Annotated in this window: 19 protein-coding genes; 11 read left to right on the top strand and 8 right to left on the bottom strand. The window is 74.0% G+C overall.

The annotated features are described in order from the left end of the window. Positions 1-172 precede the first annotated feature (172 nt). Together ACFP1K_RS15225 and ACFP1K_RS15220 are read right to left on the bottom strand one after the other, a co-directional pair. Positions 173-829: a response regulator transcription factor gene (locus ACFP1K_RS15225; RefSeq protein ID WP_380752674.1), complete on the bottom strand. Its 657-nt coding sequence runs from the start codon at positions 827-829 to the stop codon at positions 173-175. Next, positions 826-2,010, bottom strand: coding sequence for a HAMP domain-containing sensor histidine kinase (locus ACFP1K_RS15220; RefSeq protein WP_380752671.1), 1,185 nt, complete (start codon positions 2,008-2,010; stop codon positions 826-828). Before ACFP1K_RS15220 ends, ACFP1K_RS15225 begins: the two co-directional genes overlap by 4 nt. A 112-nt stretch (positions 2,011-2,122) precedes the next feature. Here ACFP1K_RS15220 and ACFP1K_RS15215 point away from each other — a divergent pair, with 112 nt between their 5' ends. From ACFP1K_RS15215 to ACFP1K_RS15195, 5 genes are all read left to right on the top strand, one after another. Next, positions 2,123-3,049 (top strand): ATP-binding cassette domain-containing protein, encoded by a 927-nt coding sequence (locus ACFP1K_RS15215; RefSeq protein WP_380752668.1) that lies wholly within the window; start codon positions 2,123-2,125, stop codon positions 3,047-3,049. Next, complete coding sequence (locus tag ACFP1K_RS15210; RefSeq protein WP_380752666.1) at positions 3,046-4,614, top strand: ABC transporter permease subunit; 1,569 nt, start codon at positions 3,046-3,048, stop codon at positions 4,612-4,614. The genes ACFP1K_RS15215 and ACFP1K_RS15210 overlap by 4 nt, the downstream gene beginning before the upstream one ends. 65 nt (positions 4,615-4,679) lie before the next feature. Further along, positions 4,680-6,212, top strand: coding sequence for a hypothetical protein (locus ACFP1K_RS15205; protein WP_380752663.1), 1,533 nt, complete (start codon positions 4,680-4,682; stop codon positions 6,210-6,212). Then, entirely contained in the window at positions 6,209-6,985 is a 777-nt protein-coding gene (locus ACFP1K_RS15200) for an ABC transporter permease (RefSeq protein WP_380752660.1), read from the top strand. Before ACFP1K_RS15205 ends, ACFP1K_RS15200 begins: the two co-directional genes overlap by 4 nt. 137 nt (positions 6,986-7,122) lie before the next feature. Next, entirely contained in the window at positions 7,123-7,887 is a 765-nt protein-coding gene (locus ACFP1K_RS15195) for a class I SAM-dependent methyltransferase (protein WP_380752657.1), read from the top strand. Between the two features lie 34 nt (positions 7,888-7,921). Here the strand turns inward: ACFP1K_RS15195 and ACFP1K_RS15190 are convergent, their stop codons facing one another. Then, the gene (locus tag ACFP1K_RS15190) at positions 7,922-8,935 is read right to left on the bottom strand and encodes a hypothetical protein (protein ID WP_380752654.1); all 1,014 of its coding nucleotides are present in this window, start codon (positions 8,933-8,935) and stop codon (positions 7,922-7,924) included. After that, the gene (locus ACFP1K_RS15185; protein WP_380752651.1) at positions 8,932-9,249 is read right to left on the bottom strand and encodes a PadR family transcriptional regulator; all 318 of its coding nucleotides are present in this window, start codon (positions 9,247-9,249) and stop codon (positions 8,932-8,934) included. Before ACFP1K_RS15185 ends, ACFP1K_RS15190 begins: the two co-directional genes overlap by 4 nt. A 167-nt stretch (positions 9,250-9,416) precedes the next feature. Here ACFP1K_RS15185 and ACFP1K_RS15180 point away from each other — a divergent pair, with 167 nt between their 5' ends. Together ACFP1K_RS15180 and ACFP1K_RS15175 are read left to right on the top strand one after the other, a co-directional pair. After that, positions 9,417-10,865 (top strand): alpha/beta fold hydrolase, encoded by a 1,449-nt coding sequence (locus tag ACFP1K_RS15180; protein ID WP_380752648.1) that lies wholly within the window; start codon positions 9,417-9,419, stop codon positions 10,863-10,865. Between the two features lie 41 nt (positions 10,866-10,906). Then, entirely contained in the window at positions 10,907-11,638 is a 732-nt protein-coding gene (locus ACFP1K_RS15175; RefSeq protein WP_380752645.1) for a class I SAM-dependent methyltransferase, read from the top strand. A gap of 24 nt (positions 11,639-11,662) precedes the next feature. On the opposite strand, the gene ACFP1K_RS15170 is transcribed toward ACFP1K_RS15175, so the two are convergent. Continuing rightward, positions 11,663-12,397, bottom strand: coding sequence for an alanyl-tRNA editing protein (locus ACFP1K_RS15170; protein ID WP_380752642.1), 735 nt, complete (start codon positions 12,395-12,397; stop codon positions 11,663-11,665). A gap of 551 nt (positions 12,398-12,948) precedes the next feature. On the opposite strand from ACFP1K_RS15170, the gene ACFP1K_RS15165 reads away from it, so the two are divergent. The 3 genes from ACFP1K_RS15165 to ACFP1K_RS15155 all read left to right on the top strand — a co-directional run bounded on the left by ACFP1K_RS15165 (position 12,949) and on the right by ACFP1K_RS15155 (position 16,682). Then, positions 12,949-14,730 carry a discoidin domain-containing protein gene (locus ACFP1K_RS15165; RefSeq protein WP_380752639.1) on the top strand — a complete coding sequence of 594 codons (1,782 nt, stop codon included), beginning with the start codon at positions 12,949-12,951 and terminating at the stop codon, positions 14,728-14,730. A gap of 76 nt (positions 14,731-14,806) precedes the next feature. Beyond that, positions 14,807-16,096, top strand: coding sequence for a DUF1996 domain-containing protein (locus ACFP1K_RS15160; protein WP_380752636.1), 1,290 nt, complete (start codon positions 14,807-14,809; stop codon positions 16,094-16,096). 4 nt (positions 16,097-16,100) lie between these two features. Then, positions 16,101-16,682 carry a DUF305 domain-containing protein gene (locus ACFP1K_RS15155; protein WP_380752633.1) on the top strand — a complete coding sequence of 194 codons (582 nt, stop codon included), beginning with the start codon at positions 16,101-16,103 and terminating at the stop codon, positions 16,680-16,682. A gap of 2 nt (positions 16,683-16,684) precedes the next feature. Here the strand turns inward: ACFP1K_RS15155 and ACFP1K_RS15150 are convergent, their stop codons facing one another. Both ACFP1K_RS15150 and ACFP1K_RS15145 read right to left on the bottom strand, forming a co-directional pair. Beyond that, positions 16,685-19,351, bottom strand: a complete 2,667-nt coding sequence (locus tag ACFP1K_RS15150; protein WP_380752630.1) for a M48 family metalloprotease — start codon at positions 19,349-19,351, stop codon at positions 16,685-16,687. Positions 19,352-19,489: 138 nt separating this feature from the next. Next, positions 19,490-19,966 (bottom strand): hypothetical protein, encoded by a 477-nt coding sequence (locus ACFP1K_RS15145; protein ID WP_380752627.1) that lies wholly within the window; start codon positions 19,964-19,966, stop codon positions 19,490-19,492. 201 nt (positions 19,967-20,167) lie between these two features. On the opposite strand from ACFP1K_RS15145, the gene ACFP1K_RS15140 reads away from it, so the two are divergent. Further along, a complete protein-coding gene (locus ACFP1K_RS15140; protein WP_380752624.1) occupies positions 20,168-21,313 on the top strand; it encodes an NAD(P)/FAD-dependent oxidoreductase in 1,146 nt (381 codons plus the stop codon). On the opposite strand, the gene ACFP1K_RS15135 is transcribed toward ACFP1K_RS15140, so the two are convergent. Beyond that, positions 21,285-22,802 (bottom strand): alpha/beta hydrolase, encoded by a 1,518-nt coding sequence (locus ACFP1K_RS15135; RefSeq protein WP_380752621.1) that lies wholly within the window; start codon positions 22,800-22,802, stop codon positions 21,285-21,287. The two genes, ACFP1K_RS15140 and ACFP1K_RS15135, sit on opposite strands and share 29 nt — an antisense overlap. Positions 22,803-22,826 lie beyond the last annotated feature (24 nt).

The following is a 22,826-nucleotide window of genomic DNA, read 5'->3' as shown; positions in this document are numbered from 1 at the left end:
GAGCCGGGCAGACCGGAGGCAGCGTCGCCTCCATCCCCTACTCCTACTCCTGTGACACCCCCTCGCAGGTGAAGTCCATCGTCACCGGCGGCGCCGGATCGGGAAGGATCAACATCTGAGCCAAGGCGCCCGGGACCGCACCACCGGTCCCGGGCGCCCTCCGGTAAGGGCCCTAACCGAGGCGGTACCCCACGCCGGGTGTGGTGACGATGACCGGCGGAGCCCCGAGCTTGCGGCGCAGGCGGCCGATGGTGACGGTGACCGTGTTGGTCAGCGGATCGGCGTGCTCGTCCCAGACCTGTTCCAGGAGGTCCTCGGTGCTGAGGAAGGCGGGGGTGGCGCGCAGCAGGGCCTCCAGCAGGGCGAACTCCTTGACCGACAGCTCCAGGGGACGGCCGTCGCGGGTGGCGGTGCGGCGCGACGGGTCCAGCTCGATCCCGGCGGCGCGCAGCGTGCGGGGACGGGCCGAGGGGCGCCGGCGGGCCAGGGACCGGATGCGCAGCACCAGCTCGGGAAAGTGGAAGGGCTTGGCCAGGTAGTCGTCCGCGCCCAGGGTGAGGCCGGTGACGCGGTCGCCGGGGGACCCGGCGGCGGTGAGCATCAGGACCATGACGCGGTCGTCCCTGTCGGTGATCATCTGGCAGAGGGCGTCGCCGTGGATCCCCGGCAGGTCCCGGTCCAGCACCACCACGTCATAGGCGTTGACGTCCAGCTTCGCCGCCGCCTCCAGCCCGTCGTACGCCAGGTCCACGGCCATGCCCTGGTCCCGCAGCCCCTCGGCCAGCACGGCCGCGAGGGACCGCGCGTCCTCGACCACCAGCACCCTCACGCCGGGACCCCCGCCCGCTCGGTGGCCAGGGGCAGCGTGACGGTGACCCGGAGACCGCCCTCGGGCCGGGCGTACAGGTCCAGGGTGCCGCCGTGCGCCGCGGCGATGGACGCGACGATCGACAACCCCAGGCCGGAGCCCCGGTCGGAGCCGGTGCGGTCCGCGCCGAGACGCCGGAACGGCTCGGCGAGCAGCGCCACCTGCTCCTGGGCCAGCACCGGGCCGCCGGTCTCCACGACGAGCCGCGCCGTCGCGTGACCGGCCGTCGCCGAGACCCGGATCCACCCGCCGTCCCGGTTGTGGGTGACCGCGTTGTCGATCACGTTGTCGGCCATCCGGGACAGCAGCGTGCGGCTGCCGAGCGTCCACGCGTCGCCGCCGACGTCCCCGGCGTCGACGGCCAGGTTCCTGCGCGCGATGTCGGCGGCGCGGGCGGCCAGCCCGCCGGACACCACATCGCCCAGGGACACCGCCTCACGGCCGGGCAGGTCGCCGTGCTGGTTGCGGGCGAGCGTGAGGAAGCCCTCCAGCAGCCGGTCCACCTGGTCCAGCTCGGCCCGCAGCCGGCCGGCCAGCGCGACCGTCTGCGCCGGCACAGGCCCCGGCTTGGCCACGGCCACGTCCAGCGACGCCCGCATGGTCGCCAGGGGGGTGCGCAGCTCGTGCGAGGCGTTGGCCACGAAGCGGCGCTGCGCGGCGAACGACGTCTCCAGGCGTTCCAGCAGCCCGTCGATGGTGTCGGCCAGGGCCTTCACCTCGTCGGCGGGCCCGGGCACGGCCAGCCGCTCGTGCAGGTTGTCGGCCGAGATCCGCCGCGTCGTCGCCGTGATCGTCCGCAACGGCCGCAGCACCCGCCCCGCGACGGTCCGCCCCAGCGCCACCGACACCACCGCCATGACCCCGAGCGCCAGCAGCGACCCGAGCAGCAATTGCCGCGCCTGCGCCGCGTGCAGCCCCTCCAGCTCGGCCTGAAGCGCCATGATGTGCCGCTCGGCGGCGGCGAGCGCGGCCTGCCCGGAGGGCCGGACCTGACCGGGCACGGCCCTGCTGTTCCCCACCGCGGCCAGCCCGAACAGGTTCGTGATGACCAGTAACCCGGCCCCGGACAACAGGAACAGCGAGCCGTACAGGGCGGTGAACCGCAGGCGTGCGGTGCGCGCGGGCAGCGCCAGGCGTCTCATTCGGTCTTCTCCCCGGTGTCGTGCGGGCCTCCAGGATGGCGCGCCGCACCTAACAGGGACATGACAGCGGCCGTTCGAGCCCCGTTATGGGCGGGTCCGTACAACCTTGCACATGGAATCGACCATCGAAGTCACCGACCTGCGCAAGCGCTACGGCCCTGCCGTGGCCTTGGACGGGATGTCCTTCACCGTGACGCCGGGGCACGTCACCGGGTTCGTCGGCCCCAACGGGGCGGGCAAGTCCACCGCGATGCGGGTCATCCTCGGCCTGGACGCGCCCGACGGGGGCACCGCGCTGATCGGCGGGCGGCCGTACCGGAGCCTGAGCCGCCCGCTGACGCACGTCGGGGCGCTGCTGGACGCGGGGGCTCTCCAGCCGTCCCGCTCGGCGCGCAACCACCTGCTCTGGCTGGCTCACTCGCAGGGGCTGACCGCGCGGCGGGTCGACGAGGTGATCGAGCAGGCCGGGCTGCGGGAGGTGGCGCGGCGCAGGGCGGACGGGTTCTCGCTGGGGATGCGGCAGCGGCTCGGCGTCGCCGCCGCGCTGCTCGGCGACCCGTCGGTGCTCATCCTGGACGAGCCGTTCAACGGGCTGGATCCCGAGGGGATCGTGTGGATGCGGGAGTTCCTCGCCGGCCTCGCGGCGCAGGGGCGGGCCGTGCTGGTGTCGAGCCATCTGATGAGCGAGTTGCAGGACACCGCCGGGCACGTGGTGGTGATCGGCCGCGGCAGGGTCATCGCCGACGCGGCGGTGCACGAGCTGCTGGCCGGCGTGGCCCGCGACCGGGTGACGCTGCGGACGTTGTCCAGGCCGGAGGCGGTCGTGGTGCTGGAGGAGGCGGGGGCCACCGTGACCGCCGCGGGCCTGGACACGCTGACGGTGTCCGGCCTGACGGCCGAGCGGGTCGTGGCGCGCCTGAGCGCGCACGCCGTGCCGTTCTCCGAGGTCTCCGCGCACCGGGCGACGCTGGAGGAGGCGTACATGGAGCTGACCCGGGACGCGGTCCAGTTCCGCGCGGCCACGGAGGAGGCCCGATGACCGCGACCCTCACCCCGCGCCGCCCCGGTTCGCGCGCCGGGTGGCGGCACGGCTTCGGATGGCAGCTGCGCGCGGAGTGGACCAAGTTCCGCACGGTCCGCGGCTGGGTGGCCGGCATGGCGGCGGCGGCGCTGGTGACGGTGGCGCTGGGACTGCTGTTCGCGGGCGGCATGCACACGACGTGCGGCGAGGGCGCGATCGAGGAGCGCTGCCCCGTCCCTCCGACGGGGCCGTCCGGCGCGGCGGTGGAGGACAGGTTCTACTTCGCGCACCGGGAGCTGACCGGGGACGGCGCCATCACCGCCCGCCTGACCGCGATGACCGGCATCATCACCTACCCGCCGCCGGGTCACGACCAGATCGTCTCCGGCCTGGTGCCGTGGGCCAAGGCCGGCATCATGATCAAGGAGAGCACCCGGCAGGGCTCGGCCTACGCGGCGATGATGCTCACCGGCCGGAACGGCGTACGCATGCAGTACGACTTCGTCCACGACATCCCCGGCCGTGCGGGCACCGTCTCCGCGAAGTCCCCGCGCTGGCTGCGGCTGACCCGTTCCGGCGGCACGCTCACCGGCTACGAGTCCCCGGACGGCGAGCGGTGGACCAAGGTCGGCACCGCCCGGCCGGCCGGGCTGCCCCGCACGGTGCGGATCGGGCTGTTCGTCGCCTCACCCGGTGACCTGACGGTGCGGGCGGGCCCCTTCGGCGGCAGCGGCCAGGTGCGCTTCACCCAGGCCAGCGGGGTCTTCGACCAGGTCGCCCTGCGAGGGGCGACGTCCGGGGGAGCGTGGCGCGGTGAGGCGGTGGGCGACGACGGCATGAGGACCGACTGGGAGCGCTACCACCGCCCGGCCGGAGTCCTCGACGCCGGTGGCACGCTCACCGTGACCGGATCCGGCGACATCGCGCCGCTCCTGCAGGGCCGCGGGTTCGAGGGCCCCCTGAACGGCGTGGCGATCGCGCTGATCCCGGTGATCGTCGTGGCGGTCATGTTCGTCACCGGCGAGTACCGGCGCGGCCTGATCCGCACCACCCTGCTCACCACCCCGCGGCGCGGCCACATCCTCGCCGCCAAGGCCGTCGTGATCGGTGGCGTCACCTTCGTCGCCGCACTGGCCGCGTCCGCCGTCGTGCTTCCCCTGGGACTGCGCGTCCTGCGCGCCAACGGCAACTACATCCTCCCCGTCTCCTCTTTGACCGAACTGCGCGTCATCCTCGGCGCCGCCATCTTCTTCGCCCTCACCGCCGTCCTGGCCCTCGCCCTCGGCGCGCTGTTCCGCCGCGGCGCCGCCACCACCGCGGCCATCGCGCTGATCGTGCTCCCGTACCTGCTGGCGGTCGCCGCCCTCCCCGAGGGCGCGGCCCGGTGGCTGATGCGCCTGACCCCCGCCGCCGGCTTCGCGATCCTCCAGAGCGTCCCGGAGTATCCCCAGGTCGTGGCCCACTACGCCCCTTCCCGCGGCTTCTACCCGCTGCCCCCCTGGGCGGGCCTGGGAGTGCTCGCCGCCTACACCGCCCTGGCCCTCGGCCTGGCCGCCGCCCGGTTGCGCAGGCGAGACGCATGACGGAGGACACCCCCGCGCCGGCCCCGCCGGTCCCGGCGGCTTCCGGTCCGTCACCCTCGGCGGCGATGGCGGCATCACCCGTGCGAACCCCCGGCTTCGGATGGTCCCTGCACGCCGAGTGGACCAAGCTCCGCACGGTCCGGGGGTGGGTGGCCGGCCTGGCGGTCGCCGCGCTGGTCACCGTACTGCTCGGGGCGCTCGCCGCGGCCTCCAGCAGGACGACGTGCGGCGGCGGTCCTCGCGCGCTGCCCTGCCCCGCCCCTCCGGCGGGGCCGTCCGGCGCGGCGGTGGAGGACGGGTTCTACCTGGCGCACCGCGCGCTGACCGGGGACGGCGCCATCACCGCCCGCCTGACGTCCATGACCGGCGTCATCGTGTACCCGCCGCCGGACCACGACACGATCGTCTCCGGCCTGGTGCCGTGGGCCAAGGCCGGCATCATGATCAAGGAGAGCACCCGGCAGGGCTCGGCCTACGCCGCGCTGATGCTCACCGGCGGCCACGGCGTGCGCATGCAGCACGACTTCACCGAGGACACCCCCGGCCGCCCCGGCGGCGTCACCGCGGGCTCCCCGCGCTGGCTCCGCCTGACCCGCACCGGCGACACCCTCACCGGCCACGAGTCCCCGGACGGCGCGCGATGGACCGAGGTCGGCACCGCCCGGCTACCGGGACTCCCGCGAACCGTACGGGTCGCCCTGTTCGTCGCCTCCCCGGGCGACCTCACCGTCAAGCCCGGCGTCCTGGGCGCCGCCGCGACGTCCCGCTTCACCCAGACCACCGCCGTCTTCGACAACGTCACCCTCCGGGGACGCACCACCACCCCGTGGACCGCCCGGAACATCGGCCCCGAGGACAGGCGCCTCGACCACCTGCCCGCCTTCAAGGAGTCCCGCGGCACCGTCACCTTGACCGGATCGGGAGACATCGCCCCGCTCCTGACCGGCCAGAAGATCGAGAACACCCTCCCCGGCCTCCTCCTCGCCCTGACGGCCCTGATCGTCCTGGCGACGGCGTACATCACCGCCGAGTACCGCCACGGCCTCATCCGCACCACCCTGCTGGCCACCCCGGGGCGACGGGGCTGCCTGCTGGCGGCGAAGGCCGCGGTGCTCGCCGCGGTCACCTTCGTCACCACCGGGGCGGCCTCCGCGGCCACGGTCCTGCTGGGCACCCGGCTGCTGCGTGCCGGCGGCAACCACGTCCTCCCGGTGTCCCTTCTCACCGGACTGCGCGTCGTCCTCGGCGCCGCCGCCCTGCTGGCCCTCGCCGCCGTCCTGGTGCTGTCCCTCGGCGCCGTCCTTCGGCGCGCCGTCCTCGCGGTGACCGTCGGCATCGCCGTGCTCGTCGTGCCCTACGTCCTCGCCACCACCTCCGTCCTGCCCCAGGCCGCCTCGGAGTGGCTCCTGCGGCTCACCCCCGCCGCGGGCTTCGCGATCCTGCAGAGCATCCCCGCCTACCCCCAGGTGATCGCCTACTACGCCCCCGTGGCCGGCTTCCACCCGCTACCGCCGTGGGCGGGCCTGACCGTCCTGTCCGCCTACACCGCCCTGGCCTTCACCCTGGGTGTCATCCGCCTGCGCCGGAGCGCCGCATGAGACTGGCACTGCACGCCGAGTGGACCAAACTCCGCACCACCCGGGGCACTCCCTGGCTGCTCCTCGCCGTCGTCGCCCTGACCGCGGCCACCGGCGCCGCCGCCACGGCCGCCGTCACCTGCCCCCCGTCCGGCTGCTCCTACGACGTCCCCGCCCTGAGCCTCGCCGGCGTCCGGCTGGGCCAGGCGGCCGTGGTCATGCTCGCCGTCCTGGTGATCAGCACCGAGTACGGCACCCGCATGATCCACACCACCCTCACCGCGATGCCCCGCCGTACCACCGTCCTGACCGCCAAGGCCATCCTCGTCACGGCCCTGACCCTGATCACCGGCACCGTCGCCGTCCTGGTGTCCCTGCTGGCGGCCCACCTGACCCTCCCGCACACCGCCCTCGCCCTGCCCCCCGGACGGTCCCTTCTGTCCCTGACCGACGGCCCGGCCCTCCGCGCCACCCTGGGCTCGGTCCTCTACCTGACCTTGATCGCCCTGCTGAGCCTGGGCCTCGCCACCGCCGTCAGGGACTCCGCCACCGCCATAGGCACCGTCCTGGCTCTCCTCTACGTCTTCCCGATCCTCCTCCTCACCGTCTCCGACCCCGGCTGGCAGCGCCGCCTCTGGCAGATCTCCCCCATGAACGCCGGCCTCGCCATCCAGGCCACCACCGATCTCGACACCCTGCCGCTGCCTCCCTGGGCGGGCCTGGGCGTCCTCGCGGCCTGGACGGCGGCGTCCCTTCTCTTCGGTGCCCTGATGCTGAACCGGCGCGACGCGTAACCGCGAATCCGGCGACGAGCAGGCTCGCGCGCATGGTTTCCGGGATGAGGCATCGTGGTGGTTTGGGGTGATTGGCCGTCAGGTGGTGTATTGCTACGGTTTGATGTTGTCGGGGAGCGGGTGAAAGGGGAGCCCACGTGGGGGCGACGGTGGCGGGGGACTTCGACTACGAACGGCACGGGCAGGGGTACGCGGTTCAGCGGCGGACCGATCCGCGGATCGCGGCACAGGTGCTGGCGGCGCTCGGGGACGGGCGCAGCGTGATCAACGTGGGGGCGGGGGCCGGGTCGTACGAGCCGGAGGACCGGTATGTGGTGGCGGTCGAGCCTTCGCGCATGATGCGGGCGCAGCGGCCCGCGCACCGGGTGCCCGCGCTGGACGCGGTGGCGGAGCGGCTGCCCTTCGACGACGGCGCCTTCGACGCGGCGATGGCGACGGTCACCGTGCACCAGTGGGCGGACACCGAGCGGGGGCTGCGGGAGTTGCGGCGGGTCTCGCGAGGGCCGGTGGTCGTGCTCACCTTCGACGGGGACGCGCTCGATCTGCTGTGGCTCGCCGAGTACGCTCCCGAGTTGATCGCCGCCGAGCGCCGGCGCTACCCGAAGATCGACATGATCGCCTCGCTGGTCGGCGGGACCGCGCGGGTGGAGACGGTCGCGATCCCGCTCGACTGCGTCGACGGCTTCACCGAGGCCTACTACGGCCGTCCCGAACGGTTCCTGGACCCCGCGGTGCGCGGCTCGCAGTCCGCCTGGGGATTCGTCGACGACGCCGCCGAGGAACGGGCGGTCGCCCGGCTGCGCGACGATCTGGACAGCGGGGCCTGGGACGCGGCGCACGGCCGTCTCCGGGAGCAGCCGGAGTTCCTCGGTTCGCTCCGGCTCGTCGTCGGGACCCCATGAGGCGGGTGCCCGTCCCGCGGTGATCCGCCCCCGGTCACATGGTCCGTCCGGCGGGCAGCGGCCGTCTGGTCGCGGTGGTCACGACGGCCAGGGCCGCCGCCAGCAGGCAGCCGAGGGCCAGGAGGGCGAAGTACGGGTCCTCGGCCCCGGCGCGGTTGTTGGCGAGCCGGTCGGCCGGGGCGACGTTGGCGGGGCTGGTGTCGGGGATCCAGTGGGGGGCGAACTCGAACAGGAAGCTCACCGCGGCGAAGATGAGCAGCGTGGTGACGACGGCCGCGCACAGGGCGGCGATCAGCCCCTGGCCGGCGCTCCCGGCCCGGTTGACGCCGATGAGCAGGGCGGCGACCGCGGAGGTCGCGATGGTGAGCAGCGCCCAGCCGTTGGACACGGGTACCGGGGGGCGCAGGACTATCGGCACCAGGCACTCCAGCGCGGCGGCGACGCCGCAGGCGCCGCCGACGACGAGCGCGCGCGAGCTCGCGGGGGACCTGCGGGCCGTCACGGCGGCGAAGGCCATCGTGTGCACCACCAGGACGGTGCCGAGGATCGGCACCCCCACCTCGGCCTTTTCCGCCAGCCCCGCGGAGGCCACGCGGAGGCTCTGGACGACGAGCAGGGTCACCGCCCCCACCAGGACGAAGCCTCCCGCGCGAAAGAGCCGGGCGGCCCGGCCGGGATGCACGGGGCCGAGCAGCCCGGGGCGCCTGGCCAGCCAGGAGAGGGCGGCGAGGGCCGTGACCAGGGCGATGAGACCGGCGCGCAGCGGGGCGTAGGTGAGACCGTCGGTCCAGGCGATGACCGCGCCGATCGCGCCGAGCGTCACCAGGTGGTACGCGGCGGCGGCGAGCAGCTGCGGCTGGGCCAGCGACACCCGCAGGCAGCTCAGCGCGAACCGGCGCCGCGCCGGGGCGGGCTCGATCTGGACGAGCTCGGCGCGCATGGCCTGACCCCACTCGCGACGCCGGGCGGGGAGCAGCAGCACCGCGAGCGCGAGCAGCCGGGCCGCCCAGTCGGCCCTGTCGGCGGGCATGTCGCCGGGGCGGTTCACCAGGCCTCCCGTACCCGGCCCGGACGCCGCGTCCGTGACCCGGGCTCCGCCACGGCGGCCGTGGTCTCGGCGGTGAAGCTGAGGCCGTCCGGGGTCAGCCGGTACAGGTGCCGGGGCGGGCGGCCGGGGGGAGCGTCGGGTTCCCAGATGTGCTCCAGCAGGCCGCGGTCGCACAATCGCATCAGGATCGGGTAGAGCGATCCCGCTCGCAGGTCGACCTGCTGGCCGAGCTCGTAGCCGTAGCGCCATCGGGTGGGGTCGGCCGCCAGGGCGGACAGGACCGCCAGGGTCTGCGGCGAGGGACGTCTGGTCACCGTGGAACTCTACCTATATAGAGATCGGGGTCACAAGGTGCCGGAGGACCGCGGTCCCGGGGGAGTTCGCCCGGACCTCCGATCGGGGCCGCGGCGAGTGATCGGCGGATTAGGCTGCCCGTGTGGCCGGCGAGAAGATTTTTCGAGTCAACGGTGTGGATCTGTGTGTGGAGACGTTCGGGGAACCGGGCGATCCGGCGCTACTGCTGATCGCGGGCGCGGCGTCCTCGATGGACTGGTGGGAGCCGGAGTTCTGTGAGCGCCTGGCCGCCGGTTCCCGGTTCGTGATCCGGTACGACCACCGGGACACCGGGCGGTCGGTCGTCCATCCGGCGGGCGCGCCGGCCTATTCGGGGGACGACCTGGTCGCGGACGCGGCCGGGGTGCTGGACGTGCTCGGGGTCACGACGGCGCACGTCGCGGGGATCTCGATGGGGGGCGCGCTGGCGCAGCTCGTGGCGCTGGACCATCCTGAGCGGGTGGCGTCGCTGACCCTGATCGGCACGAGCGGGGGAGCGGGTGATCCCGACCTGCCGGGCATGACGGACGCCCTGCGGGACACCTTCACCGATGAGCAGGCGGAACCGGACTGGTCGGACCGGGACGCCGTCGTCGACCACGTCGTGGCGGGCTGCCGGCCGTACGCGGCGCCGTCCCGCCCGTTCGACGAGGCCGGGGTGCGCGAGGTCGTCACCAGGATGGTCGAGCGGTCGGCGGACATCGAGTCGGCGATGAAGAACCACTGGCTGATCGAGGGCACCGGCGGCTGGCGTGCGCGGCTGCCCCTGATATCGGTGCCCACGCTCGTCCTGCACGGGACCGAGGATCCGATGTTCCCGCTCGCCCACGGCCGCGCCCTGGCCGACGAGATCCCGGACGCGCGGCTGCTGCCTCTGGAGGCGGTCGGGCACGAGCTGCCCCGCGCCGCGTGGGACGCGGTCGTACCGGCGATCCTGTGGCACACCTCCGGCGGCTGGGGCCGGCAGGCCGGCGTGCTGTCCGCCAAGGCGCTGGCCGGTGACGACCCCACCGGTTGGTTCGAGCGCCTGTACGCCGCCGCGGCCGCCGGGGAGGTGCCGATGCCCTGGGACCGCGAGGGGCCGCGCGAGCCGCTCCGGGAGTGGGCCGCCGCCCGCGCGCTCCGCGGCGACGGACGCCGGGCCCTGGTGATCGGCTGCGGGCTGGGCGCGGACGCGGAGTACGTCGCCGGCCTGGGTTTCGACACCGACGCCTTCGACATCTCCGGCACCGCGATCCGGACCGCCCGGGCCCGCCGCCCCGGCTCGGCGGTGCGGTACCGGACCGCCGACCTGTTCCACCCGCCCGCCGAGTGGATCGGCGCCTTCGACCTGGTGGTCGAGATCTTCACCGTTCAGGCCCTGCCGCTGAGCCTGCGCCACGAGGCCGTCGCCGCGGTCCGCCGCCTGACCGGCCCGGGCGGCACGCTCATCGTCGTCATGGCCGCCAGGGACGAGGGCGAGGAGATCGAGGACGGGCCGCCGTGGCCGCTCACCCGCACGGAGATGGAGTCCTTCGCCGAGGACGGCCTGTCCCTCGTCCGGCTGGAGATGCTCCCGGACGCGCGGCTCTGGCGGGCGGAGTTCCTTGGCGGGTGATTTCCGCGGGCCGTCGTGCCGCGCCGGTCCGGCGTCGCCGTATGGCTGACGACATCTTTGAGAACCGGCGGCTGGCGGCGGTGTACGACGCGCTGGATCCCGATCGGGGCGACCTGGAGGTGTACGCGACGATCGTCGCGGAGGCCGGGGCGCGGCGGGTGCTCGACGTGGGGTGCGGGACGGGCACCTTCGCGGTGATGCTGGCCGGGCGCGGGGTCGAGGTGGCCGGGGTGGATCCCGCGGAGGCTTCGCTGGAGGTCGCGAAGAGGAAGCCGGGGAGCGAGCGGGTGGAGTGGATCCGCGGGGACGCGACCGGGTTGCCCGCCATGGAGGTCGACCTCGCGACGATGACGGGGAACGTGGCGCAGGCGATCGTGGCGCCGGGGGAGTGGGACGGGACGCTGCGGGGGGTGTACCGCGCGCTGCGGCCGGGTGGGGTGCTCGTGTTCGAGACCCGGGACCCGGCGCGGCGCGGGTGGGAGGAGTGGAACCGGGAGGCGACCTACCAGGTGGCCTCCGTTCCGGCGGCGGGGGAGGTGGAGAACTGGTTCGAGGTGCTCGACGTCGCCCTGCCGCTGGTGACGTTCCGGGGGACGTGGGTGTTCCGGGCGGACGGCGAGGTGCTGACGTCGGACTCGACGCTGCGGTTCCGGGAACGGGACGAGGTCGAGTCGGGCCTGGCCGGACGGGGGTACGTCGTGCGGGAGGTCCGGGAGGCGCCGGACCGGCCCGGCAGGGAGTTCGTGTTCTTCGCGGCGCGGCCCGCGGACTGAGGCGGGAGCGCGGGCGCGGGCCGGTCAGTCGGAGACGCTGATGCGCAGGCGGCGGAAGCCCTTGCCCTTGCTCTCGATCTTGGCGACCCTGATGTGGCCGATCTGCTTGGTGGACGCCACGTGGGTGCCGCCGTCGGCCTGGGTGTCCAGGCCCACGATGTCGATGATGCGGACCTCCTCGACCTCCGGCGGCACCAGGTTGGTGGCGGTGCGGATGATGTCGGGGATGGCGAACGCCTCGGCGCGGGGGAGGACGCGGACGTCGATGCGCCGGTCGGCGGCGATCTCGGCGTTGCAGGCGGCCTCGACGGTCTCCTTGAAGCCGGGGGGCACCTCGGGGAGGTTGAAGTCCATGCGGGCGGTGAACGGCTCCATGTTGCCGCCGGTCACCAGGGCGCCGTAGTCGCGGAAGACCACGCCGCACAACACGTGCAGGCCGGAGTGGGTGCGCATCAGCGCGCTGCGGCGCTCGTCGGCGACGGCGGCCCGTACGACCGTGCCGGGCGGGGGGAGCGGGTCGCCCTCCGCGGGGATGAGGTGCAGGTCGTCGTTCTTGCGCACGCCCTCGATGCGGGTCTCCACACCCTGCCAGAGCAGGACGCCGTGGTCGGCGGGCTGCCCGCCACCGCCCGGGTAGAACGCCGACCGGTCCACCACGATGCCGTCGGGGGAGGAGGCGAGGACGGTGGCCTCGAAGGATCGCAGGCTCTGGTCGGACAGTTCCAGCCGCAGGGTGCGCCCGTGAACATCGCTACTCATGCCGGAAGCCTAGTCCCGCCGCCCGGCGTGCGCGCCCGCCCCGGCGGCGGAAGCGCGGTCCCGCCGCACGGCCCTCGCGTCGCGCGGCGGGAAGCGCGGTCCCGACGCGAGGCGCCTCGCGTCGCGCCCCGGACGGCGCAGGCCCCCGCCCCGGTGCCGCATGGGACCGGTCCATCCGGCGCCGCGGCCGGCACCGAGATGAAGTGATCATGAAGAATGCGCTCCCTCGCCACTGGGCCGCCCCGCCCGGCACGGTGTGAGCGCAAGGAAATTCTCATCGAGTCCCGGTCCCGCCAAGCGCTGATCCAACGCCGAGAAACCGCTCCCTCGGAAGCTTTCATGTTCAGCCAGCTCAACAGGCCTTATTTCCGGAGGGAGCGCTACCAGGGAGCGCTCCCTGAGCACGGCTGCCGTTGCCACGCCGTGCCTGTCGTGTTTCCAGACGGTTAATTCGACTCTTGACAGCCGTTGTCGCGGAAGAGCAATCTCTCGGTGAGAGAGCGCTCCCCGAGCCCGTGACACCACGGTCCCCCACCCCCCGAGGAGACGCGATGCCGCCGTCCCCACGTCCCCGCGGTCACCGCCTGGCGGTTCTCATCACCATGGCGCTGGCCCTGATCACCACCGTCCTCGCCGTCATTCCCGTAATGCCGGCCACGGCGGCCGACACCCTGCTGTCCCAAGGCAAACCGGCCACCGCCTCGTCGAGCGAGAGCACCGTGGCGTTCCCCGCCGCGTCCGCCGTCGACGGCAACGCCGGAACCCGCTGGTCCAGCGCGTTCAGCGACCCCCAGTGGATCCAGGTCGACCTCGGCGCCACCGCCACCATCAGCCAGGTGGTGCTGAACTGGGAGGCCGCCTACGGCCGCGCGTTCCAGATCCAGACCTCCGCCAACGGCACGACCTGGACGTCCGTCTACTCCACCACCACCGGAACCGGCGGTGTGCAGACCCTCACCGTCAGCGGCTCCGGCCGCTACGTGCGCATGTACGGCACCCAGCGGGCCCTGCAGTACGGCTACTCGCTGTGGGAGTTCCAGGTGTTCGGCACCATCGGCGGCGTCACCCCGACCCCCACGCCGACCGTGACCCCGACCGTGACCCCGACCCCGACCGTGACCCCGACCGGCGGTGACCGCCTCCTGTCGTACAACAAGCCCGGCGTGGCCTCCACCTCGCAGAGCGACGCCAACTGCTGGGAGTGCACCCCGGCCCGCGCGTTCGACCTGGACCCGGCGAGCCGCTGGGCCACCAGCTCCACCACCGGCTGGGTGGACCCGGGCTGGATCTACGTCGACCTCGGCGCCGTCGCGCAGGTGCACCGGGTCGTACTCCAGTGGGACCCGGCCTACGCCCGCTCGTTCCAGATCCAGGTGTCCAACGACGCCGCCAACTGGAGCACGATCTACACCACCACCACGGGCACCGGCTTCAAGCAGAACCTGACCGTCAACGGCACCGGCCGCTACGTGCGCATGTACGGCACGCAGCGCTCCGGCGCGTACGGCTACTCGCTGTGGGAGTTCCAGGTGTACGGCACCGGCGGCGCGCCCAACACGCCGCCCGCCCAGCCGCCCAACCCGCGCAACCCTCCGGTCCTGGTGTGGAGTGACGAGTTCAACGGCGCGGCCGGCAGCAAGCCCGACCCCGCCAAGTGGACCATCGACACCGGCACCGGCCCGAACAACGAGCTGGAGTACTACACCAACAACAACAACGCCTCGATGAACGGCACCGGCAGCCTGGTGATGGAGGCCCGCCGCGAGACCACCCCCGGCTCGGCCTGCCCGGGCGGCACCTGCCAGTACACCTCGCACCGCATGAACACCGGCAACAAGTTCCACTTCACCTACGGCCGGGTGGAGGCCCGGGTCAAGGTGCCCAAGGGCAACGGCCTGTGGCCCGCGTTCTGGATGATGGGCGCCGACTTCCTCACCGGGCGGCCGTGGCCGTACAACGGCGAGGTCGACATCATGGAGATCCTCGGCAAGGACGTCAAGACGGCCTACTCGACGATCCACGCCCCCGCGTACAACGGCGGCGGCGGCATCGGCGGCTCGTACAAGCTGGCCAACAACGCCGACTTCTCCGACGACTACCACGTCTTCGCCGCCAACTGGGACAGCAACGGCATCCGTTACACCCTGGACGGCGTGACGGTGGTCACCCTCGACAAGGCCACGGTCGAGGCCACCCGCGGGCCGTGGGTCTACGACCACCCGTTCTACATCATCCTCAACCTCGCCGTCGGCGGCGACTGGCCCGGCCCGCCGGACGCGAGCACCGGCTTCCCCAAGCAGATGCTCGTCGACTACGTGCGCGTCTACCAGTAAGCCCCCGTCAGCCCGGGGTCCGGCACGGCTCACACCGTGCCGGGCCCCGCACCCCCCCACCCCTGAAGGAGTCCCCATGCCCCGGGCAATACCCCCGCCCCGTACGAGCCCGCGACTGCTCACCCTGTTGACCGCGCTGGTGGCGCTGCTCGGCACCGCCCTGGTCGTCGCGCCCGCCGCGACGGCCGACACCCTGTTGTCCCAGGGCAGGCCGGTCACCGCGTCCTCCACCGAGGGCGCGGGCACGCCGGCGAGCGCCGCCGTGGACGGCAACAACGGCACCCGCTGGTCGAGCGCCTTCGGCGACCCGCAGTGGCTCCAGGTCGACCTCGGCTCCGCCACGGCGATCAGCCAGGTCGTGCTGCGGTGGGAGGGCGCCTACGCCACCGACTTCCAGATCCGCACGTCCAACGACGGCAGCAACTGGACCACGATCAACACCACCACCGGGGGGACCGGCGGCGTGCAGACCCTCAACGTCTCCGGCAACGGCCGGTACGTGCGGCTGCACACCACCCGGCGCGCCACCCAGTGGGGCGTCTCGCTGTGGGAGTTCCAGGTGTTCGGCCCCGGCGGCACCCCCACCCCGACGCTGCCGCCGAACGTCGTGCGGGTGGCCGAGTTCCTCGCCGACTGCCCCTTCAGCCACCGCCTGCCGGACGACCCGATCATCTTCCCGGGCCTGCCCGGCGCGTCCCACATGCACAGCTTCTTCGGCAACCTGACCACCAACGCGAGCAGCACGGTGCAGTCCCTGCTGGCGGGCCGCAGCAACTGCAGCCCCTCCACCGACCTGTCGTCGTACTGGACGCCGACCCTGTACAACGGCACCACGGCGGTGGAGCCGTCCATCGTCACCTTCTACTACCTCGGTGAAGGTGTGCGCGACGACGTGCGCGAGCGCATCATGCCGCTGCCGCTCGGCCTGCGGATCGTGGCGGGCAACGCCAAGGCCACCGGGCCGAACGACCCCACCTCCACCGCCCGCTGGTCGTGCCTGCACGCCGGGCAGGTCCCGCCGTCGAAGGACTTCGTCACCTGTCCGGCCGGCACGCAGATGGAGTCGTACCTCGACTTCCCGCAGTGCTGGAACGGCCGGGACCTGGACTCGGCGGACCACAAGAGCCACATGGCCTTCCCGGTGAACGGCGACTGCCCGAGCACCCACCCCGTCCCGGTGCCCAAGCTGCGCCAGGTGCTCAGGTACCCGGTCAGCGGCAACCCGGCGGCGTTCCGGCTGGCGTCCGGGGCCGGGTACACCATGCACGGCGACTTCTTCAACGCCTGGCCCGAGGCGGAGATGCTGCGCCGGGTGAACGACTGCATCCGGCCCAAGATCAAGTGCGGCGCCGACGGGCGTCCCTGATCCGATGAGAATCCGCCGCGTCGTCACCGCCGTGCTGATCGGCGTCCTCGTCACGGGCGGTTGCGCCCGTCCCGGCCCGCCCCCCGGGCCGGCACCCGCGACGGGGGTGCCGGTTCCGGCGGCGGTGACGCCGCGCGCGGGATTCGGCCCCACCGACATCGCCTGGGTCGAGCTGATGATCCCGATGACCGAGCAGGCGCTGCGGCTGGCGGCGCTCGCGGAGGACAGGGCGGCCGACCCGGCGGTGCGGCGGCTGGCCGGGCGGATCGGCGCGGGGCAGCGCGCCGATCTGGTCCGGCTGCGCCGCCTGCTGCTGATGTCCGGCGTGCCGTACACCGACCCGCACCGGGGGCACGACATGCCCGGCATGGCGACCCCCGGCGAGTTCAAGGTCATCGAACACGCCGCAGGGGACGTCTTCGGCCGCCTGTACACCCGCAACATGCGGGAGAACCTGCGCCAGGCGGCCCTGGTGGCCCGGGGTGAGCAGGCCTCGGGGACCCATCCCGAGGTGAAGTCGCTCGCCACCGCCGTGGAGCGGTCGCGCACCGTCCAGCTCGCCGAGCTGGAGCGTCTCACCGGGTGAGCTCATGAGGGAATGTGGCGGCAGCGCTCCTGGATCTTGCGCAGTCCCGCGGCGAACAGCTCGGGGTCCGACCGGCTCAGGCCCCTGATCATGTCGGCCACCCCGGTGAGCAGTTCCGTGTCGTTCGACTCGTCGGCCGCCGTCAGCAGTTCCAGCAGCAGTTCCTGGAGGCGGGCCGGGGTGAGGGTGTCCATGCCGGCGACCAGCCGGCGTTGCAGCGCGCAGGTCTCGGCCGCCGCCCGCTGGGCCGCGGAGGACGAGGGCCGCTCGGGGGCCGCCGTCCCCGCCCCGGCCGCGCCGCCCGCCAGCACGGCCACCACCCCCGCCGCCAGCACCGCCGCCACCAGGATCTCCGGCCGCGAACGTCCCGCCCCCGAGGCCGGCCGGCGCGGCGGGAGGCGGGCGGCGGAGAGCCGGAACACCCATCGGGACAGCCAGATCACCGCGACGGCCGCCGAGGCGGCGACCAGGGCGGCCACCGCCCCGATGCCGACGATCTTGCCGATCTCCAGCCGCACGAAGACCCCGTCGAAGTCCCACGCGCACGGCCCCGGCTTGAGACTCAACGCGTCCACACATCCGCCGAACCCTATGAGGAACAACTCCGCGCCGGCCGCCAGCACACCCGCCACGAACGCCGCCATCATGCCGAGCACCACCCCCGACGGCTCCCGCCGCCACCCCGCCACATAGACCGCGACCCCCACGGCCGCCACCACCTGCATCCCCACCGCCAGCCCCACCTGCCAGTACTCGAACAGCAACAAGAACTCCGCCGCCGAACGAGCCACCCCCGCCACCTCACGATGCACCACCACCCGCAACCCCACCACAAGGCCCCCATACACCAGCCCGCACACCATCCCTCCCGCCACCGCCGCCCGCACCGGCGGCCCCACCCCCGCGCCTGGCCCCGTCCCCGCGCCGGGCAGCGTCGTCCCCGGTCCCGGCCGGGGACGTGCGGCCCGCCACGGTCCGGCCAGTGCGGCGCCGAGCGGGACCAGCCACAGTGTCAGCAGGCCGCCCACCACCAGGGGGCGCTGGCTGAGGTGGACGGTGAGCGGGTGGTTCACCAGGAACCACACCCAGTCGGGGCCGGTCCACCCGGCTTCGCGCAGGGCGGCGAGATCGTCCGCGGCCGCGTCGGTCAGCTGGGGGAGGGCCGGCGCCATGTCGGCGAGGAACGAGCGGAGGGCGAGGCACAGCGCGGTGAGGCAGGCGGCGGCGCCGAGAAGGGGAACGTAGTACGGCGCGAGCGGCCTCGTCCGCGCCGGCGGGAGCCAGGCCCGCGCCGTGGCCGCGACCCAGGCGGTTGCCACCGCCGCGGCGGCGGCGAGCGCCACCCAGGCGGTTGCCCCGCCGCGGTAGACCTCGAAGGTGCCGGTGATCGCGCTGCCGGCCGACAGCGGCAGGCCGAGCGCCAGCCCCGCCCCCAGCCCGAGCCCGGCGGCCCACACCTCACGGACGGGCACGCCCCCGGTGCCGCCGGTCCCCGCGGACAGCACGGCCGCGCGCCACAGCGCGATGCCGGTCACCCCGGCGGCCAGCGGGGCGAAGACCAGCCCCGCCGCCCAGCGGGTGCCCAGCGCGTCGAGGTTGCCGGTCAGCAGCCAGACGTACGTCTCGACGTGCTCCCCGGCGATGGCGATCGCCAGCCCCGCGGCCAGCGACTCCCAGAACCCGGCCCGGAACAGCGGCCGCGGATCGTTCGTGGCGGCCAGCCTGGTCCCGGGATCGGGATGCGCCGCGACGAGCGCCGTCCAGGCCCTCCGGCCCGGCCCGGGCGGGCGCCGGTCCACCTGGCTGCCGAGCGCCCCCGCCCGGGTGAGCAGGCGTCGCAGGGCGCCGTCCCCGCTCCACCGCGCGGCTCGTACGTCGGCGTAAATCTCCCGCGACCGCAGCACCGCGTTGCGTGTGAGGTACACCAGGACCGTCATGACGACCAGCCGCCACCCGACGCCGGCGACGGTCGCGGGCTCGTCGAACAGGACCACGCCGAGCGGTACCAGCGCGACCGCCACGAACGACCACCACACCGCGATCGTCAGATACGTCCAGTCGACGTCCCCGCCCCGCAGATGAGCCAGCTCGTGCAGCACCACCGCGCGAAACCCGGCCCGATCGGTCACGAACGTGGTGACCAGCCCCGCGTCCAACTGGACGCGCCGCCGCCCTGCCCGCCCGAACGCCACCCCTCCGCCGCCGGGCCGCGTGCTGACCAAGAACTCCGGCGGCCGCCGCAACCCCGCCCGCCAGGACAGCTCGGTGAGCTCGACGACCAGATCCGGCGCGTCCTCGGCCGTCAGCCGGGTGAGACGCCCCCGCCGGACCCGCCACACGGGCATCAGCCAGTACGCCGCCAGCGCGGCCAGCAGCAGCACCGCCACCCCCGCGCCCATCCACAAGGCCTTGTCCCGCTCGTACGGCGCCACGCACTCGGCGAACCCGTACGCCCAGCTGCCGGGATCCCCGGTGCCGGCGACCGGCCGATCGGCCTCCTGGGCACACCGCAGGTACCGCGCCGAGGCCCCGGGCACCAGGTCGAGATAGATGACGTTGAACGCGAACAGACTGGTGCCCAGCGTCGACACGATCAGCAACAGAAACCGCGCCCCCGTCTGCGACGGCAGCAGGAACGGATCGGCCCGCCGGCCCGGCGGCGCGCTCATCCCCTGCCCACCCAGGACGGACCGCGACCCGGCGCCAGACTCATGACCGCCACACGATCAGGCGGTCCACCCATACCCCACCCACAAACGCCTCAGCCGCCCCCCGCCGCGCGTCGGCCGGGCCCTGCGGCGTGGCCATCACGCGCCTGAGAGTGCACCGCGCACGGCGTCGGCGAGCAGGTCCGCCTTGGGGGCCTCCAGCCCGAGCTGGCACGCCTTCTCGTACGCGGTCGCGCGGACCGTGTCGAGTTGCGCCCCGGTGAGCGGGGCGGGGTCGCCGGCCGCCGCGAGTTCGGCGGCCGTGCCGCGCCGCAGCACGGCCCGCAGCACCCTGCGTGCCTGCTCCGCCCCACGGTCCACCGCCGCCTCCGCGAGACGTTCGCCCAGCGCGTCCAGCACGAACGCGATCACCGGCAACACCACAGGAGTCAGCAGCACCACCGCGGTGTCGACCCCGAAACCGAGCAGGTCCTCTTTGCCGCGCGCCGGGCCGCGTCCTCCACGAAAGAACTCGTCCGCCATCGGCCGCACCAATGGCAGTTCCTCAGGAGCGGTGACGGCGACCACGTCCCGAGCCACCTGCCGGACAAGATCCTGGTCGGCGACAGCGCGCATGCGTCATCCTCCTGGAAACCTAGCCATCCCTCGCGACAACCGTAGATTCCCCACCGCCCCCAGACCACGATGTCCCCCGAAACCATGACAACAAGGCACCCCACCGTCCCGTCCGCTCGCTGGGACGCTATGGCGGGTGCCGCTCACCGGCTGAGGTCTTTCGGGGCGGGGGCGGGCGTGCCGGAGGGGGGGTGTGGGAGGGTGATCTTTGTGGAGGAGATGTGGGATCTGGTGGTGGTGGGGGGCGGGCCGGCGGGGGCGGCGGCGGCGCTGGGGGCCAGGCGGGTCAAGCCTGAGGCGCGGGTGTTGTTGCTGGACAAGGACGACTTTCCCCGGGACAAGGCGTGTGGTGACGGCATCGCCGCTCATGGGCGGGAGGAGCTCGCGCTGCTCGGGCTGCCGGACGTCATCGCCGACTACCGGCCCACGCGGCGGCTGGCGGTGGTCTCGCCGGGCGGCGCGCGGGTGGAGGCCACGGTGGCGCGGCCCAACCACGTCGTCCCGCGCAAGGTGTTCGACGCGCGGCTGGTGGACGCGGCCAGGGCCCGGGGGGTGGAGGTGCGCCGCCACCGGGTGCGGAAGGTCGACGCGCACGGCGGGCACGTCGTGCTGGACGGTGCCATCCCGGCGCGGGCCGTGGTCGCGGCGGACGGCGCCAACTCGGCGATGCGGCGCCTCATCGGGATCCCGGCGCCCGCCGAGCGGCACGTCGCCATCGCCGTCCGCGGGTACGCCGACGTGCCCGCCGACGACGACGTGCAGTTCATCGCCATGCAGAGCGAAGGCTGGCCCGCCTACGCCTGGTCGTTCCCCATCGGCGACGGCACCGCCAACGTCGGCTACGGCATGCTGCTCCCGAACCTCCGCGCCACCGGCCGCCCGGGCCGCGAGGTCCTGCACGGCCGCCTCGCCGAACTCCTCCCCGCCCTCCCCGCCCGCGACCTGCGGGCCCACCACCTCCCGCTGTCCACCGGCCGCCCCACCCCGGGCGCGGGAAGGGTGATGCTCGCCGGTGACGCGGCCGGCCTCATCAACCCCCTGACCGGCGAGGGCATCTACTACGCCGTCCTGTCCGGCCGCCTGGCGGGCGAGGCCGCCGTGCAGACCCCCGCCGCCCCTCTCCCCGCCTACCGCCGCGCCCTCCGCCGGAGCCTCGGCCGCCACCTCCGCACCACCGACGCCCTGGCCTACGCCGCCCGCTCACCCGGCTTCATCGACGCCGCCATCACCACCGCCGCCCGCCGCCCCAAGGTCTTCGACCTCCTCACCGAGGTAGGCCTCGGCTCCGGCACCGTCCCTCTCTCCGTCGCGCTCGCCGTCACCTGGAGCTGGCTGACCCCCAGGTGAGCCCGCGCGGCGCGAAGGGGCCCTCCGCCAGGCGAGAAGCCGTCTCGTCAGGCGGGACGCCGGGGCAGCGGGTGCCCGGGGCGGGAAGGATCAGTGAGATCAGGTAGTCGTCCACGATCGCGGTGGTGCAGGGGGTGCGGGGTGTGGCGCCGTGGCCCCAGCCGTCGTAGGTGACGAGCCTCGCCCGGGGGCCGAGCTGCGCGGCCACGTTCCGCGCCATCGAGTACCCGGTGACCGGGTCGTGCCGCGTGTTGATCACCAGCAGCGGGGGACCGGGGCGCACCCGCAGGCGGTGCTGCGGGTTGGGGATCGGGGCGGGGGTGCCCAGGCAGCGGGCGACCTCCTCGACGCGGTCGGCGGAGTAGCGCATGTCCGGCGCGATCAGGGCCGTCCGGCGCAGGTGCCGGGCGAACTCCCGGTGGTCCCGCACCGGCATGTGGAAGTCGGCGCAGCGGATCCGCACCGGGTAGGGCACGACCTCCGGTGACGGCGGCGGCAGGTCGGGCGCGGGGAACGGCGCCCCGCTGTCCAGGGCGCGCAGCACCTCGGCCGACTCGGCCCAGACCGGGCCGCGCAGCGCGTCGCCGAGCGCCCGCAGCAACTCGGCCGGCCGCAGCCGGTACGGCGGGCCGGAACCGAGGACGAGCTCGCCCCGCCCGGCGCGCGCGAGCAGGCGCGCCCAGAGCGCCCGCACGTCCTCGCTGTGCAGCGCGCAGCGGGTGTCGCGGGCGCACCAGGCGGCGAACTCGTCGAAGGAGTCCTGGCCGGAGGCCGCCCCGGCGTCCAGCAGCCCCCGGGTGCCGAGGCTGTGGTCGAGCACGCTGTCCAGCACGACGGCGCGGACCCGGTGCGGGAACTCCTCGGCGTACTGCCCGGCGAGGACCGTGCCGTAGGAGATGCCCATGAACGACAGCGAGGGCTCGCCGAGCGCGGCCCGCACCGCGTCCAGGTCGTACGCGGCGCTGCGGGTGTCCACGTGGTCGAACAGCGGGCCGGTGCGCGCCCGGCAGTCGGCGCGCACCCGCCGGTTGTGCTCCGCGATCCGGTCGAACTCCGCCTGGGTGGACGGCACGGGATAAGGCTCCTGGTCGACCAGGGCGCCAGAGCACAGCACGGGATGGCTGCGGCCCACCCCGCGCCGGTCCACGCCGATGATGTCGAAGTGCCGGCGCAGCCGTTCGCTGAAGTACGTGAACCTGTCGTCGGACAGCACCAGCCCGGCCGCCGACCCGCCGGGCCCGCCCGGGTCGAACAGCAGCGACCCGATCCGCGCCCCCGGATCGGCGGCGGCCCGGCGCGCCAGCGCCAGCTCGACGGACGCCCCGCCGGGCCTCGACCAGTCCACCGGCACGCGCACCGTGGCGCATTCCACGGCCTGGTTCCCGGCGCACGGCGTCCAGGTGATCGCCGGGTGCACACCGGCCTCGGCGGGGGCGGTGAGGGTCAGGGCCATGACGACGGCGAGCGCCAGGCGGAACGTCGCGCGCATGAGAGGGGTCCTCTGTCTCGGGCG

This window comes from Sphaerisporangium aureirubrum (genome assembly GCF_042658925.1).
GTDB lineage: Bacteria > Actinomycetota > Actinomycetes > Streptosporangiales > Streptosporangiaceae > Sphaerisporangium > Sphaerisporangium aureirubrum.
Note: the sequence above shows the minus strand (reverse complement) of the source record. Positions and strands in the feature narration are given on the sequence as shown.

Excerpts from the sequence above, each read along its gene's own strand:
- ACFP1K_RS15220 (WP_380752671.1), bottom strand. The coding sequence starts at position 2,010 with ATGAGACGCCTGGCGCTGCCCGCGCGCACCGCACGCCTGCGGTTCACC.
- ACFP1K_RS15215 (WP_380752668.1), top strand. The coding sequence starts at position 2,123 with ATGGAATCGACCATCGAAGTCACCGACCTGCGCAAGCGCTACGGCCCT.
- ACFP1K_RS15210 (WP_380752666.1), top strand. The coding sequence starts at position 3,046 with ATGACCGCGACCCTCACCCCGCGCCGCCCCGGTTCGCGCGCCGGGTGG.
- ACFP1K_RS15205 (WP_380752663.1), top strand. The coding sequence starts at position 4,680 with ATGGCGGCATCACCCGTGCGAACCCCCGGCTTCGGATGGTCCCTGCAC.
- ACFP1K_RS15200 (WP_380752660.1), top strand. The coding sequence starts at position 6,209 with ATGAGACTGGCACTGCACGCCGAGTGGACCAAACTCCGCACCACCCGG.
- ACFP1K_RS15175 (WP_380752645.1), top strand. The coding sequence starts at position 10,907 with ATGGCTGACGACATCTTTGAGAACCGGCGGCTGGCGGCGGTGTACGAC.
- ACFP1K_RS15170 (WP_380752642.1), bottom strand. The coding sequence starts at position 12,397 with ATGAGTAGCGATGTTCACGGGCGCACCCTGCGGCTGGAACTGTCCGAC.
- ACFP1K_RS15165 (WP_380752639.1), top strand. The coding sequence starts at position 12,949 with ATGCCGCCGTCCCCACGTCCCCGCGGTCACCGCCTGGCGGTTCTCATC.
- ACFP1K_RS15160 (WP_380752636.1), top strand. The coding sequence starts at position 14,807 with ATGCCCCGGGCAATACCCCCGCCCCGTACGAGCCCGCGACTGCTCACC.
- ACFP1K_RS15155 (WP_380752633.1), top strand. The coding sequence starts at position 16,101 with ATGAGAATCCGCCGCGTCGTCACCGCCGTGCTGATCGGCGTCCTCGTC.
- ACFP1K_RS15150 (WP_380752630.1), bottom strand. The coding sequence starts at position 19,351 with ATGAGCGCGCCGCCGGGCCGGCGGGCCGATCCGTTCCTGCTGCCGTCG.
- ACFP1K_RS15145 (WP_380752627.1), bottom strand. The coding sequence starts at position 19,966 with ATGCGCGCTGTCGCCGACCAGGATCTTGTCCGGCAGGTGGCTCGGGAC.
- ACFP1K_RS15135 (WP_380752621.1), bottom strand. The coding sequence starts at position 22,802 with ATGCGCGCGACGTTCCGCCTGGCGCTCGCCGTCGTCATGGCCCTGACC.